We start from the raw sequence: 15521 nt of genomic DNA on the forward strand, positions 1-15521 counted from the left end.
ATCTTGTAGGCGCCTTGAGCGACCACGTAGAGAAGCCTGAAACTCAGTAATGGTTGGACAGCGGAAACCAGATTAGTGGTTGACATCAGGAGCCGCTTTAGAGAAGCGGCCTATGGCCGCGATCGGGCTTTCCGGGTGAACCGAACATCGATCGCGGCCATGGGCCGCTCCTACAGTACCCTCTCCCCTTGGGGAGAGGGTTAGGGAGAGGGGGCGCCGACCAGCACCCCCTCCCCCGGCCCCTCCCCCGCAAGCGGGAGAGGGGAGAGTGGTTGCGGCGCCGGAAAAAAGAACGGAGACGCCGCGTTTAGCGGAACACGGCCCTGTCCCCTTCGAGCTCGGCGTGAATGGTATCGCCGGGGGCAAACTTGCCCGCCAGCACGTCCTGCGCCAGCGGGTTTTCCAGCCACATCTGTATCGCGCGCTTCAGCGGGCGGGCGCCGTAGACCGGATCGAAGCCGACCTCCGCCAGCTTGTCCAGCAGCGGCTCGGCCACCTCCAGCTTCAGGTCGCGCTCACCCAGGCGCCGGCGCAGCGACTCCAGCTGTATCTCGGCGATGGAGCGCACCTCCGCCTTGTTCAGCGGGTGGAAGACCACCACCTCGTCGATGCGGTTGATGAATTCCGGGCGGAAGTGCTCGCCCACCACGTCCATCACCGCGCTTTTCATCTGTCGGTAGTGGATTTCGGTGTCCAGTTCGTCCGCGTCGCGGGCGGCGGCGTATTTCTGGATCAGGTCGGAGCCCAGGTTGGAGGTCATCACCACCACGGTGTTGCGGAAATCCACCGTGCGCCCCTGGCCGTCGGTGAGGCGGCCGTCCTCGAGCACCTGCAGCAGTATGTTGAATACTTCCGGGTGGGCCTTTTCCACCTCATCCAGCAGTATCACCGAGTAGGGTTTGCGCCGCACCGCCTCGGTCAGGTAGCCGCCCTCCTCGTAGCCCACATAGCCGGGAGGCGCACCGATCAGGCGCGCGACCGAGTGCTTCTCCATAAACTCCGACATGTCGACGCGCACCATGGCGTCCTCTGTGTCGAACAGGAATTGCGCCAGGGCCTTGCACAACTCCGTCTTGCCGACGCCGGTGGGGCCTAGGAACAGGAAGGAGCCGTTGGGCCTGTTCGGATCAGCGAGGCCGGCGCGGGAGCGGCGCACCGCATTGGCCACCGCGGCCACCGCCTCGCCCTGGCCAATCACGCGCCTGTGCAGCTCATCTTCCATACGCAACAGTTTTTCCCGCTCGCCCTCGAGCATCTTCGCCACCGGGATACCGGTCCAGCGGGAGACCACCTCGGCCACCTCTTCCTCGGTGACCTTGTTGCGCAACAGGCGCGGCTCCTCCTCGTCCTTGGCTTCGTCGGCGGACTTCAGCTGTCCCTCCAGTTGTGGAATCAGGCCATACTGCAATTCCGACATCCGCTCCAGGTCGCCGGCGCGGCGCGCCGCCTCCATATCCAGCTTGGCCTGCTCCAGCTTCTCCTTGATGTCGTGGCTGCCGGCCAGCTGGGCCTTCTCCGCCTTCCACACCTCCTCCAGGTCGGAGTATTCCTTTTCCAGCTTGTGGATTTCCTCCTCGAGCTTGGCCAGGCGCTTCTGCGCCGCCTCGTCGTCCTTGTCCTTCTTGACCGCCTCGCGCTCGATTTTGAGCTGGATCAGGCGCCGGTCCAGCTTGTCCATCTCCTCCGGCTTGGAATCTATTTCCATGCGGATACGGCTGGCGGCCTCGTCGATCAGGTCTATGGCCTTGTCCGGCAGCTGGCGATCGGTGATATAGCGCTGGGACAATCTGGTCGCGGCGATGATCGCCGAGTCGGTGATATCGACACCGTGGTGCACCTCGTAGCGCTCCTTCAGGCCGCGCAGAATCGCGATGGTGTCCTCTTCGGTGGGCTCGTCCACCAGCACCTTCTGGAAGCGCCGCTCGAGGGCCGCGTCCTTCTCGATGTATTTGCGGTATTCGTCCAGGGTGGTGGCGCCGACGCAGTGCAGCTCGCCGCGGGCCAGCGCCGGCTTGAGCATATTGCCGGCATCCATGGCGCCCTCGGCCTTGCCGGCGCCGACCATGGTGTGCAGTTCGTCGATAAACAGGATGATGCGGCCTTCCTGTTTCGAGAGTTCGTTCAGCACCGCCTTCAGGCGCTCCTCGAATTCGCCGCGGAACTTGGCCCCGGCCAGCAGCGCGCCCAGGTCCAGGGACAGCAGTCTCTTGTCCTTCAGTCCCTCCGGCACCTCGCCGTTGACGATGCGCTGCGCCAGCCCCTCGACGATGGCGGTCTTGCCCACGCCGGGCTCGCCGATCAGCACCGGGTTGTTCTTGGTGCGCCGCTGCAGCACCTGGATGGTGCGGCGGATTTCGTCGTCGCGGCCGATCACCGGATCCAGCTTGCCGGCCACGGCGCGCTCGGTCAGGTCGAGGGTGTATTTGTCCAGGGCCTGGCGCGCATCCTCGGCGCCGGCATCGTCGACCTTCTCGCCGCCGCGCACCTTGTCGATGGCCGCCTGCAATTGTTTGAAATCGCCGTTGGCATTGAGGATTTTCGACACCTCGCCGGCGGCGGGATCGAAGGCGGCCAGCAACACCGTTTCGCTGGCGATAAAGGTGTCGCCGTTCTGCTGCGCCCTCTTGTCCGCCAGGTTGAACAGCCGCGCCAGTTCCTGGGACATGCCCACGTCGCCGGTGGGCGTGCCGACGGTGGGCAGGCTGTCGAGCCTTTTCGCCAGGTCGTTGCGCAGGCCGTTGAGGTTGAAGCCCGCCTGGGACAGGAAGGCCGGCACGCTGCCGTTGTTCTGGTTCAGCAGTGCCAGCAGCAGGTGTTCCGGGTAAATCTGGTTGTGGTCGCGCCCGACGGCCAGGGACTGCGCGTCGGCAATCGCGGCCTGCAGCGGATTGGTCATTCGGTCTATGCGCATGGACGAACCCCCTCCTCCTCGGAAGACAAAACAGTGGCGCCGATTTGGCGCCACCCATTCAGTGTAGTAATGGGAGATAAAATAGGGGCGGGAGAAGGGTTTTCAATGATCCAGATCAAATGGCCCCTGTTTCGGGCCGCTGTTCAATCCTGAAGCCAGATCAGGGACGCCATGCGGCCGGTGGTTTTGTCGCGGCGGTAGGAAAAGAAATTTTCTTCTTCGGTAAAGGTGCAGCGGTCGCCGCCGTAAATTTCAGTGACACCCAGTTGCCTGAGTTCTGCGCGCGCCAGGGCGTAGATATCGGCGAGGAAATGCAGCGGCTTTTTGGTGTGCGGGCGGAAGCACTGAGCGATGGCCTCCGCGTGCTCACCGCTCAGCGCATTTTCAAAAAAGACCTCCAGCACATCCACGCCGGTTTCAAACGCCTGCGGACCAATGGCCGGGCCCAGCCACACCACCAGCTCCTGCGGATCGCAGTCGAGCGCCTCGACGCTGGTGCGCAGTATACCTTCGGCCAATCCGCGCCAACCGGCGTGGGCCGCCGCCACCCGGGTGCCGGACTTGTCGCAGAAGAGCACCGGCAGGCAGTCGGCGGTGAGCACCGCGCAGACGGCGCCGGGAGCCGCAGCGAAGCTGGCATCGGCGGTGCGCACCAGGCCGTCGCCCTTCGCCTCGACAACCCTGTCGCTGTGGATCTGCTCCAGCCACTGGGGTTTGGCCGGGAGTTGCAGTTCCTGCAGCAGCTGGCTGCGATTGGCGGCCACCGCCTGCTCGTCGTCCCCCACATGGGCGCCGAGATTGAAGGACTCGTAGTCGCCCTTGCTGTGGCCGCCGCTGCGCAGGCTGGTGGCGGCGCGCACATTGGCGGGCGCGGGCCAGTTGGGGAAAAGGTAGTGTTCTATGGTCATGGGCCTTCCGGGCTCTCTGGTGGATGCGCTTGGCGCTTGCGTGCGTGACCGCCATGGATGGCGGAGTGCCGCCCAGCGGAAATGCTGAAAACGCAGGAGCGGTTTTCTGCCATCCACCGATCAGGGGGTTCGCAACAATTCGAGCAGCCGCAGCATATCCGCGGGCATGGGCGCGCGCCAGTGCATCTCCTCGCCGGTTTTCGGGTGCAGCAGGGACAGCTCGGCGGCGTGCAGGGCCTGGCGCGGGAACTGCTGCAGCGCCCGGACCAGTTCGGCCGAGGCCTCCGCGGGCAGTTTGGGGCGGCCGCCGTACAGTGGGTCGCCCACCAGCGGGTGGCGGATATGGGCCATATGCACGCGGATCTGGTGGGTGCGGCCCGTCTCCAGTTTGCAGCGCAGCAGTGTGTGGGCGCGGAAGCGCTCCTGCACCCGGTAGTGAGTGACCGCCTCCTTGCCCCCAAAGTCGAGGACAGCCATCTTCAGCCGGTTCTGGCGGTGGCGGCCGATGGGCGCATCCACCGTGCCGCCGCCGCTGACGGTGCCCTGGACTATGGCGTCGTACTGGCGGCTGACACTGCGCGCTTTCAGCTGCTGCACCAGGCTGGTCTGCGCCGGCAGCGTCTTGGCCACCACCATCAGGCCGCTGGTGTCCTTGTCCAGTCGGTGCACTATACCGGCGCGGGGTATCTGCGCCTGGGCCGGATTGTGGTGCAGCAGGCCGTTCAGCAGTGTGCCGTCCGGGTTGCCTGCGGCGGGGTGCACCACCAGCCCCGGGGGCTTGTTGATCACCAGCAGGCTGTCGTCTTCGTGGACGATCTCCAGGTCGAGGGACTGGGCGCGCCATTCCCCCTGGGGTTCCAGTTCGGCGCGCAGGCACAGCTGCTCGCCGCCGAACAGCTTGTCCTTCGGCCTGGCGGCGCCACCGTTGACGGTCAACTGGCCGCCTTTTATCCAGGATTGCAGCCGTGCGCGGGAGTAATCGGGAATTAATTCCGCCGCAGCCTGGTCCAACCTGTGTCCGGCCAGGTGGGCAGGCACTTCGATGTCCAGTTCGAGCAGTTCGGTCATGGTTCAACTTCAAACACTTTGGGCAGCTGCACGACTGTGGTTAAATGGCGGGCCGCCGGTTACCTATAATTGGCCGCTAGTTTAAAGGTAGAGAGTAATAATGATAGAGCGAGGGGCTATGCAGGCCTGGAAAACGCTGTGGTTGGCCGTACTATCCACGATATTGGTCGCCTGCGCCAGCACCGATGAATCCGAAGAGGGGCTGCCCTCCGGCAGCCGCACCGAGCAGGCCTTCTACGAGGCCGCCCAGCGCCAGCTGAGGTCCAGCCAGTGGGATCTGGCGATCAAGAACCTGCGCGCGCTGGAGGACAACTTCCCCTTCGGCAACTACGCCGAGCAGGCGCAACTGGAGCTGATCTACGCCTACTACCGCAACTACGAGAACGACGCCGCCATCGCCTCCGCGGACCGCTTTATCCGCCTGCACCCGCAGCACCGCAACGTCGACTACGCCTATTACATGAAGGGCCTGGCCTCCTTCACCGAGGGCAGCGGCCTGTTCGAGCGCTTCCTGCCCACCGACATGACCAGCCGCGACCCCGGCTCCGCGCGGGAGTCCTTCGCCCACTTCGCCCAGCTGATGGCCCGCTACCCGGACAGCCGCTACGCACCGGACGCGCAGAAGCGCATGATCCACCTGCGCAACCTGCTGGCGCGCTACGAGATACACGTGGCCAACTACTACTTCAAACGCGGCGCCTACCTGGCCGCCGCCAACCGCGGCCGCTATGTGGTGGAGAACTTCCAGCAGACCCCGGCGGTGCCGGATGCGCTGGCGGTGATGGTGCAGGGCTACCACCTGCTGGAGATGCCGGAGCTGGAGGCCAATGCGCTGAACGTGCTGCGCATCAACTACCCGAACCACCCGGCCTTCCGCAGTGACGGCAGCTTCAATTACAACTACTACAAGGGCGCCAGCGGCCGCAGCCTGGCCCACCGCCTCACCCTGGGCCTGTTCGAGAAATCGGATCCCCGCGGCTTCGACACCCGCGAGCTGTACAACCCGGAGTACCAGCGCGAAGAGGCGCCGCTGCCGCCGGAGCTGATGTAAACGGCGGATGCCACCAATAAAAAACGGCGCCCCGGGCGCCGTTTTTTTGTTCTCGCCGGATTCCCGCCTATTCGCCGGCCTTCCAGCCATTGGTGATCGGGTAGCGCCGGTCGCGGCCGAAGCCCCGCTCGGAGATCCGCACCCCCACCGCCGCCTGGCGGCGCTTGTACTCGTTGCGGTCCACCAGGCGCACCACCCGTTCCACCGTCTCCCGTTCGAAGCCGCGGCGGATGATCTCCTCGGCGCTGCAGTCCCTGTCGATATACAGGTTCAGTATCTGGTCCAGTATCTCGTAAGGGGGCAGGCTGTCGGAGTCCACCTGGTCCGGCGCCAGTTCGGCGCTGGGGGGGCGGGAGATCACCGTCTCCGGTATCACCTCGGACAGCGTATTTCTATAGCGGGCCAACTGGAACACCAGGGTCTTGGGCACATCCTTGAGCGCGTTGTAGCCGCCCACCATATCGCCGTAGAGGGTGGCGTAGCCCACCGCCAGTTCGCTCTTGTTGCCGGTAGTCAGCACCATGGCGCCCTTCTTGTTGGAGATGGCCATCAGCACCACGCCGCGGGAGCGGGCCTGCAGGTTCTCCTCGGTAGTATCCCGCTCGGTATCGGCAAACTCTTCTGCCAGCGCCCCCATAAAGGCGTCGAACATGGGCTCGATGCTGATCACCCGGTAGTGGATGCCCAGGCGCTTGGCCTGGTCGGCGGCATCGTTCTTGCTCAGGTCGGACGTGTAGCGGAAGGGCATCATCACCGCCTCCACCCGCTCCGCCCCCAGGGCGTCCACGGCGATGGCCAGGGTCAGGGCGGAATCTATGCCGCCGGACAGGCCCAGCACCACGCCGTTGAAGCCGTTCTTGTTCACATAGTCGCGCACGCCGAGCACCAGCGCCTGGTAGACAGAGGCCAGGTCCTCCAGGGCCGGGGTGACCTCGCCCGGGCCCAGTTTCACCTTGCCGTTCCTGTGGGTCACCGCGACCGGCAGCAGCTGCTCCACATACTCCGGCGCCCGCGCACACAGCTTGCCCCGGGCGTCCACGGCGAAGGAGCCGCCGTCGAACACCAGTTCGTCCTGACCGCCGATACAGTTCACATAAAGGATCGGCATATTGCCGGCACGGGCCTGGTTGGCGAGCAGCTCCAGGCGCTCCTGGGCCTTGCCGCGGTGGAAGGGCGAGGCGTTGATGTTCAGCATCAGCTTGGCGCCGGCGGCCGCCGCCTGGGCCACCGGTTCCGGGTGCCAGATGTCCTCGCAGATGGTGATGGACGTGGGGATGCCCTTGATGTCCACGATGCATGGCTGGTCGCCGGGCACGAAGTAGCGCATCTCGTCGAAGACCTGGTAGTTGGGCAGCTTCTGCTTGGCGTACTCCGCCACCAGCTCGCCGTCGACGATCAGTCCGGCCATGTTGAACACCTTGCCGGCCACCACCCGCGGGTAGCCGATCAGCACAGCGCAGGGCAGTTCCGCCGCCATCAGCTGCGCCAGGGCCGCGTCGATGCGCCGCTGCATGCTCGGGCGCAACAGCAGGTCCTCCGGGGGGTAACCGCACAGGGTCAGCTCGGGAAACAGCACCAGTTCGGCGTCCAGTTCGCGGTGCGCCTTCCTGGTGACGTCGATCACCTGCGCGGTGTTGCCGGGAATGTCCCCCACCAGAGAATTGATTTGTGCCAGCACTAGCTGCAAAGTAGACATCTTTGTACCTCGGGTCCAAGAGACGGCTATTGTACCGTGACCCGGGAGACAACCGCAGTAACCACAAAACAACCAGAACAATTCCGAGAGCCACTCCTTGAGCACTGCAGCGCCGGGCGCCAGCGGGACCACCCTGCAACACCACGAACTACTGCGGGTCTACGCCTACTACCGCGTGGCCATAGCCCTGGTGCTGCTGGGTATCTTCACCTCCGGCCTCGGCCGCGGCGCGGTGGGCAACAGCGCCCCGGCGCTCTACCTGAACACGGTGATCGCCTATGCCGCGCTCAACTTCGGCTGGCTGCTGCACCTGCGCCGCAGTGCCTACCACACCAGCGCCGGCCAGGTGGGGTTGATCCTCGGCTGTGACATACTCGTCTTCCTGCTGCTGATCCAGGCCAGCGGCGGCCTCAACTCCGGGCTCGGCTACCTGCTGCTGATCAATTGCTCGGTGGGCTCCATGCTGCTGGACCGGCGCATGGGCGCCTTCTTTGCCGCCGTGGCCAGCCTCGGGGTGATCGGCCAGCAACTGTACGGCCTGCTCGCGGGCCTCGCCAATACCCAGGACATAGTCTCCGCCGGCAGCCTGGGAATACTGCTGTTCGCCACCGTCAGCGCCCTGCAGTACCTTTCCGCGCGCATTCGCAGCGCCACACTGCGCGCCGACCAGCAGAGCCGCCAGGCGGCGCACCTGCAGCGGCTGGCGCAGCAGATCATCGAACGCATGCGCACCGGCGTGCTCGTCGTCGACGCCGCCAACAAACCGGAACTGATCAACCGCGCCGCGCGGCAGCTGTTGGGAGAGCAGCTGCAGCCGGGCGGCGAGCGCCAGGCCGAGCTGCGCCGCATAGTGCGCGAGTGGCGCCGCGACACCGCCCGCAGCGTCGCCCTGATGCAGGCGGACAACGGCGGCGAGCTGCGCCTCAGTTTTGCCAACCTGCGCCGGGAGCACGGCGACAGCACCCTGGTGTTCGTCGAGGACAACCGCAAACTCACCCAGGCCGCGCAGAAACTCAAGCTCGCTTCCCTCGGCCACCTGACCGGCTCCATCGCCCACGAGGTGCGCAACCCCCTCGGCGCCATCAGTCACGCAGCGCAGCTTTTGTCGGAGTCGCCCAATCTCAGCGACGAGGACCGGCACCTGACCCAGATCATCTGCCGCCACAGCCAGCGGGTGAACGAGATAGTGGAGAACGTGATGCAGCTGTCGCGCCGCCGCGCATCGGTGCCGCAGCTGCACGACCTGGGGGACTGGCTGGAGCTGTTTATCCAGGACTTCCGCGCCGGCGCCCCGGCCGAAACCAGGATCCGCCTGGAACTGCCGGAGCAACCGGTCAACGCCCGCTTCGACCCGCAGCAGCTGGCGCAGGTGGTCACCAATCTGTGCAACAACGCCCTGCACCACTCCCATATCTCCACCGGCCGGCGCGACGTGGAGATCGCCGTCTACCGCCACGGGGAGCGCGATTGCGCGGTGCTGGACGTGATCGACAGCGGCCGCGGCGTGCTGCCGGAGCACAGGGACAAGATATTCGAGCCCTTCTTCACCACCGGCCAGGGAGGCAGCGGCCTGGGGCTCTACATAGCGAGGGAACTCTGCGAGGCCATCCAGGCCAACCTCTACTACTGCCGCAGTGAGGGCAACAAAAGTTGCTTTCGGATAGAATTCGCCCACTCAAACCGGATTTTTTGACGCAACAGGGGAACCATTTTCCAATGAACTAGTTGCCAATCGGTAAAGATTCTCTGCCATAATCAGGCGCTGAATCTCAGTGCTTCAAGAAAACCAACAATAAGACCGCGAATAAATGCAACCACTGGCCCTGGTCGTCGACGACGAACCGGATATCTGCGAACTGCTGACCCTGACCCTGCGGCGCATGGACGTCCGCTGCCACACCGCCGCCAACCTGAGCGAGGCCCACCGCCTGCTCAGCGAGAACCGCTACGATTTCTGTCTCACCGATATGCGCCTGCCGGATGGCGACGGCCTGCAGCTGGTGGAGCATATCCAGGAACACAGCGACGGCGACCTGCCGGTGGCGGTGATCACCGCCCACGGCAATATGGACACCGCCATCAGCGCCCTCAAGCTGGGCGCCTTCGACTTCGTCAGCAAGCCGGTGGACCTGGAGCGGCTGCGCAGCCTGGTGCAGCTGGCGCTGCGCCTGAACCAGAAGCGCAACGAAGTGCAGACCCGGGGCGCCGACCAGCTGCTGCTCGGCGAGGCGGAAAACATGCGCCTGCTGCGCCGGCAGATCGCCAAGGTCGCGCGCAGCGATGCCCCCATCTACATCAGCGGCGAATCCGGTTCCGGCAAGGAGCTGGCGGCCCGCTCCATCCACGCCCAGGGTGCCCGCGCCGACAAGCCCTTCGTGCCGATCAACTGCGGCGCCATTCCGGCGGAACTGATGGAGAGCGAATTCTTCGGCCACAGGAAAGGCAGCTTCACTGGCGCCCACAAGGACAAGCCCGGCCTGCTGCAGACCGCCGAGGGCGGCACCCTGTTCCTGGACGAGGTGGCGGACCTGCCGCTGGATATGCAGGTCAAACTGTTGCGCGCCATCCAGGAAAAGCGCGTGCGCCCGATCGGCGCCAGCCAGGAAGTGCCCATAGACGTGCGAATTCTAAGCGCGACGCACAGGGACTTGGCGAGGGAAGTGGCCGAGGGCCGCTTCCGCAGCGATCTCTACTACCGCATCAATGTGATCGAAATCGCCGTGCCGCCGCTGCGGGAGCGCGCCGGGGATATTCCGCAACTTGCGGGCATCATCATGCGCCGCATCGCCGCCAATGCCGGACTCGATGCACCGCAACTCTCAGATGAAGCGCTGGACGCGCTGAAGAACTACTCCTTTCCGGGCAACGTGCGCCAGCTGGAAAACATCCTGGAGCGCGCCTTTACCCTCAGCGACCAGCAGCTGATCCGCGCCGAGGACCTGCTGCTCGACCGCGAGGCCGTGCAGATAGCGAAAGCTCCGGAGCCGCAGCCGGCTCCCCAAATCACAGCCGAGCCGCCGGTTGCGCAGGCCTACCCCGGCCAGTTCGATCCCAGCCACTACGGTTCCCTGGATGAATTCCTTCAAACCATCGAAAGGGAAGCGATTGAGAGCGCGCTGACCGATACGCGCTGGAACAGGACGGCGGCGGCGCAGAAGCTGGGGATCAGTTTTCGGTCTTTGCGGTATCGACTGAAGAAACTCGGGCTGGAAGACTGAGTACTAAAAACAGTACACACGTACGTACTGTAATGGCCTGTGATTGGCTTTTTCGGTTCTATCAGTATGCTGGTGCAAGCTCAAGGAAGTGGAGTTTGCACTGTGAACAAAGTTTCGGGTTTTACCCTAATCGATTTGATGTTGACCATTGCTATTCTAGCCATTGTGATGGCCGTAGCAGTACCGTCGATGACGGACTTTCTCCATCGTTATCGAAGCGAAACATACCGTCAGCAACTGTTCGACCTGATCGCCCTCGGTCGGGGCAAGGCCTACAGCCTGGGGGAAATTTATACTCTCTGTGGGAGCTCGAACGGACAGGAATGTAACGGCGATTGGTCCCAAGGGGTACTGTTGTTCGCGGATGGCAACGGCAACGGCGAGCGGGAGGAAAACGAAACGATCGAACGGGTAATGTCCGCGTTGCCGAAAAGTGCCAGCCTGAAATGGAACAATCTCAGAAATTATCTGCAGTATCGCCCTAACGGCCGCACCCCGCGGCAGACAGGAAATTTTGCCTACTGCCCACCGGACGGAAACCCCGAATACGGTTGGATTATCGTACTCAATGCCACCGGCCGCCCCTATTTTGGCAGGGACAACGACGGCGATGGCATTATGGAAAACGGCAGCGGCGTTGAATTGACCTGCGCCGCAGCAGAATAAATCAGCTGCAGATCTTGTCCCAGCACAAATCGCCCGGATCGGCAAAGGCGCCGTCATTACCGCGGTCCCAGGCCTTTTCGCCACTGGAGCTCAGCCGCAGCTGGCCATCACCAACTTGCGAACCTATGGGAGTAGCGAACAGATCATAGCTATTGCCATCGCCACTCACGTCGATGGTGAGATTGTATCTTTTATTACTACCATCTAGCGGCGACTGGGTCGGGAAAATGGCGGGGGCACCGTCGTCGTTACCGCCTGCAGCAGCGCCGGCATAGGTGCCATTCTGGGTAAAATGCCGCTCCATCGCCTGCGCCAGCCCCAGCAGGGCGCCCTGGGCATCGGAGCGGTTGGAGGAGCGCACCTGGTTCTGGTAAGAGGGCCAGGCGACACCGGCGAGTAACGCCACTATCGCCACGACAATCATCAATTCGATCAGGGTAAAGCCGAACTGCTTTTTCATTTCTCTATCTCGCAGTGTGTAAGAGTGCGGCCGGACACTGCCCGACCGCTGAATCAACCAACCGTTGCGGAATCAGTTTGGAGAGAACTCCTCCCAAGACAGACGGCCCTCTCGTTCCTCCTTACCGGGATCAATCGGGGCACAATCAACGTCTCCCGAACTACCCGGGGTGCAGCGTATATTGCTGATAAAGCCCGGCTCGCCCGGCATTCCCGGATCGGGGGGCGGATTAGAGCCAGTATCGTCGCATTCGGTACCGTTTGCGTTGATACAGCGGCTCGGCTCGAATATCTGGCCCACATAACCGGCATCATCCTGGTCGATCTTGCCATCGTTGTTGAAATCTGTCACCGGTCGATCCAGTCCCTCTTCGGGCAAGCCAGTGCGAAAATCCATGGCCATCAGCCAGCCGGTACCACTGGACGCACAGGGCTGGGGGTTAGGGATAATGGTATTGAAGAACAGGCTGTTACGGCGCAGAGCCGCAGAACTGACCACTCGCTCGGCCGCATAGGCACCCGAGGCGTTATCCAGCGGCATGTACCAGCCATAATCTTCCGCCCAATTGATGTCACCATCAGTCGCATCGGAAACCCTGCGCATCGTGTTGACACGTTGAAGATCACGCTCGACCAAATCACTGGCTGTGCGATTGGCAACCCCTTTGTCCCAAACCACGTAGAAACCACCTCCATTGATTTCCGTCAAATCGCCCGAATTCAGGTATTGCCCGGTGCCGAACATCACCAGCACATTGGGCCCAGCGCCATTCGTCGCCGCCGTATTGCGCGCTACTAACGGCATTGCGGTAATCGCATTGTGCGGTTCGCCATTGCCGGCACTGAACAGCTTGTAATCTTTGCCCCAACCACTGGCCTGACAGCTTCCGTCGCCATCGGCGTTGCACAGGTCAAAGGCCCACATATTGCCCATCAGGTCACCGGCGTAGACACGATCGACTTTGCGGTCACCGTTCAAATCAATAAGGCGCGGAGAGGAGAGGCCGTTCTTCCGGCCACTGTTGTCGGCACCGATACCGGTACTGATAAACTCCCAGTCACCGGCATCCCAACTTCCGTCGGCCCCCTCCTCGATATAGACAATAAAGAGGCCCGCCTCGCCATTGTCGCTGTTATAGCCGTTGCCGAAAATCGCCGCCCACTTGTCATTATTCAGCTTGGCGATCTGCGCCTCGGAAAAACCGTAACCCAGGTTGGCGCGGCCGGTATCGTCGCCGCCATCAAACTCCCACAGCACAACGCCGGCGGCATTGGTTTCATTGAGGTTGGCGGGATTGGTCACATCCAGGGCGAAATAACCCTTGCCGCCGCCGCGCAAGCCGCCCACCAACACGGTTGTCCAATCCGGCTGATTGCCACCGTCCGGATCGATAAATGCATCGGACACGGCCGGTGTCAGGTCCACATAATAATTGTGCGAATAGGTGGAACTGGTATAGGCATGCAGGCCCTTATAGCGCTCGTCGTTCAATACCAGGGCCGGCACATAGGCGAAAACCTCTTCGCCAGTACTCGCGTCAAAGCCGTGCAGCATGCCGTCATTGGCACCCACATAGACCATGGGCGTACGGCTTGCCTTATCGATCTCGAACTGCGCATAGGGCTTGCTGTTACTGCCAAAATCCGCCGGCCAGTTCAGCTCAGGCTTGCCTACATAAATCGGCGTGGAGTGCACTATATCGCCCAACAGTATCTTGCTGCCGGCTGCACTGCCGGTAGAGAAGTCACCGCGGGGGCGGAAGCCGTCCAGGCTGTCTTTGCTGGTGTCGCCGCGGATATAGGCCAGGCGATCACTCCATCGATCGTCGATGGAACCTGTGCTATCGTTCACTCTCAGGTCCGCCCTTTGAGGCGTCACATCGTCCAGTCCGCATTCGGAAATTGAACAAAACTCGATATAGCCATTGCAGTGCAGCCACTCGCTGTTAGTTCCTCCGCCACATGAGTTATTGCCCCAAACCCCTGTATTCACACTCTGATCTTCCGCCTGGAGGGTGCTGCCATCAATCTGGATATAGTCCACCTGCACATCGCGGGACCCATAGTCATTATAAAACTCAACCTGGATTTTCCCCGAGGTATTGCTTGTTACAGCACTATAGGTTTTATAGGTCTTCGAAAGAGTCCAGCTCTCAACTGTTGTACCCCCGACCTTGAGGTGGATCTGCTCAGTGCCCACTACACCCCGCGCGCGTACCGTAATCGTGAAACTGCTGGTTCCATCGTCCAGGTCGGATACGGTGAACGGTACTCCATCGCCATCCAGATACGTAACGATCTCACGGCTGCTGGACGACTCGTTGGCCAGCTTCTCCGCAGCCTCCCATGCGGTGTCGGAAATACGGCCGGTTTCGGGGTCGAGATAGCGCGCATAGAGACGCCCGCTAAAATCCGAAGTATCGAACTTGGCCGAATAGATCACCGAACCGGTATCCAGAGAGGTGGAGTTAAACGAAACCGAGGACTGGGTTCCGATGGAATTGGAGATGGCATCAATCGCCGCATTGAAAGAAGTCACCAGTTCGCTGGCGTTCGACGCATAGCTGTAGCTACCTCCCCCCTGGCTGCCGGCATCCTTCAGCAACTGGTTGTTCGCCAGATTCGAATCCGCAAAGCCGATAAAATAGCTGGTGATATTATTCTTGACTGCGTCGTTGTTATTATCCTTCAGGTCCGGGCGCAGGTCGACATCGTAGAGTGCCATAGCCACATCATCCAGGTAGTCCGAACCGTCATTCGAATCGTAACTTTGATCCGGCTTTTTATCGTGGCTGCCGCAGTTGGAGTCGGCTGCACTGCAGTCGCCATCGTAGTCCCTTAAATAGGGGTTATCGTCGATGTCGACGTCCATGGTCGGCAGGCCATCGGTCAATGCCAGAACGAAATTCTTCTGGCAATAGTACTGAATAGCCGGGCTGGCCGCGGTGGGCGCGTTGACTCCGCTGGCATAGGTCGGCGCAGGCCCGAGTACATCCGAGGCAGAGGCGGTCGCCTGATTGGTTTGGCCCGGGTGCAGCGTCAGTGTCGCCTCCTTGCCCTGCACATAGTAGCGACCGATCGACGCCAGCGATTCCGCCAGCGGCGTCCAGCCTTTTGCGTCAATAGCGTTGATTTTTTTGACCAGGTCCTGTCGCGCACCGCTAGTTGACAGACTGGTAAGCCCCATCAGAATTCGCGCGCCGTCGTCGTCGCCATTACTATCATTCGAAGTGTCTGTAACACCACTGCGATTGAAGCGCGCCAGGCCCACACGCATATCGTTGAGGCCGTTGACCACCCCAACCGCCGCCTCCTTGGCCGCGGTCAATCGGGTCTCACCACTGTCCAGCTTCGAATCCATGGAGCCAGACGAATCCAGCAGGATCATCAGGTTGGGCTCCGCCTTACCGGTGGCCTGCAGGGGTGTATTGGAAAGGGTAAGCGGCTCGGCGCTGACACAGGTTGCAAGGGTCGCGGAGAAGCCGAACAGGCCACACAGCAGTGGCTTGAGTGTGTTTTTTTTGATTGTTGCTCTGCTCATGGA

At 62.4% G+C, this 15521-nt stretch carries 10 protein-coding genes; 4 read left to right on the forward strand and 6 right to left on the reverse strand.

Annotation, left to right across the window (positions count from 1 at the left end):
* Positions 1-307: 307 nt before the first annotated feature.
* The 3 genes from clpB to rluD all read right to left on the reverse strand — a co-directional run bounded on the left by clpB (position 308) and on the right by rluD (position 4887).
* Positions 308-2911: an ATP-dependent chaperone ClpB gene (clpB, locus tag AC6R19_RS16855; RefSeq protein ID WP_500581020.1), complete on the reverse strand. Its 2604-nt coding sequence runs from the start codon at positions 2909-2911 to the stop codon at positions 308-310.
* Between the two features lie 143 nt (positions 2912-3054).
* Entirely contained in the window at positions 3055-3819 is a 765-nt protein-coding gene (gene pgeF / locus AC6R19_RS16860; protein WP_500581021.1) for a peptidoglycan editing factor PgeF, read from the reverse strand.
* A 120-nt stretch (positions 3820-3939) separates the two neighbouring features.
* A complete protein-coding gene (gene rluD, locus AC6R19_RS16865) occupies positions 3940-4887 on the reverse strand; it encodes a 23S rRNA pseudouridine(1911/1915/1917) synthase RluD (protein ID WP_500581022.1) in 948 nt (315 codons plus the stop codon).
* Positions 4888-5005: 118 nt separating this feature from the next.
* Between rluD and AC6R19_RS16870 the strand changes: the two genes are divergently transcribed.
* Positions 5006-5938, forward strand: a complete 933-nt coding sequence (locus AC6R19_RS16870) for an outer membrane protein assembly factor BamD (protein WP_500581023.1) — start codon at positions 5006-5008, stop codon at positions 5936-5938.
* Positions 5939-6005: 67 nt separating this feature from the next.
* On the opposite strand, the gene AC6R19_RS16875 is transcribed toward AC6R19_RS16870, so the two are convergent.
* Positions 6006-7634: an NAD+ synthase gene (locus tag AC6R19_RS16875; protein ID WP_500581024.1), complete on the reverse strand. Its 1629-nt coding sequence runs from the start codon at positions 7632-7634 to the stop codon at positions 6006-6008.
* Positions 7635-7731: 97 nt separating this feature from the next.
* Between AC6R19_RS16875 and AC6R19_RS16880 the strand changes: the two genes are divergently transcribed.
* The 3 genes from AC6R19_RS16880 (at position 7732) to AC6R19_RS16890 (ending at position 11518) form a co-directional block, all read left to right on the forward strand.
* Complete coding sequence (locus AC6R19_RS16880; protein WP_500581025.1) at positions 7732-9327, forward strand: two-component system sensor histidine kinase NtrB; 1596 nt, start codon at positions 7732-7734, stop codon at positions 9325-9327.
* A 115-nt stretch (positions 9328-9442) separates the two neighbouring features.
* Positions 9443-10852 carry a sigma-54-dependent transcriptional regulator gene (locus tag AC6R19_RS16885; protein ID WP_500581026.1) on the forward strand — a complete coding sequence of 470 codons (1410 nt, stop codon included), beginning with the start codon at positions 9443-9445 and terminating at the stop codon, positions 10850-10852.
* Between the two features lie 102 nt (positions 10853-10954).
* Entirely contained in the window at positions 10955-11518 is a 564-nt protein-coding gene (locus AC6R19_RS16890; RefSeq protein WP_500581027.1) for a GspH/FimT family pseudopilin, read from the forward strand.
* A 1-nt stretch (position 11519) separates the two neighbouring features.
* Here AC6R19_RS16890 and AC6R19_RS16895 read toward each other — a convergent pair whose 3' ends face one another.
* A complete protein-coding gene (locus AC6R19_RS16895; protein ID WP_500581028.1) occupies positions 11520-11978 on the reverse strand; it encodes a type IV pilin protein in 459 nt (152 codons plus the stop codon).
* Positions 11979-12050: 72 nt separating this feature from the next.
* Entirely contained in the window at positions 12051-15518 is a 3468-nt protein-coding gene (locus AC6R19_RS16900; RefSeq protein WP_500581029.1) for a PilC/PilY family type IV pilus protein, read from the reverse strand.
* Between the last annotated feature and the right edge of the window lie 3 nt (positions 15519-15521).

It is taken from the genome of Microbulbifer sp. SE14 (assembly GCF_059834885.1).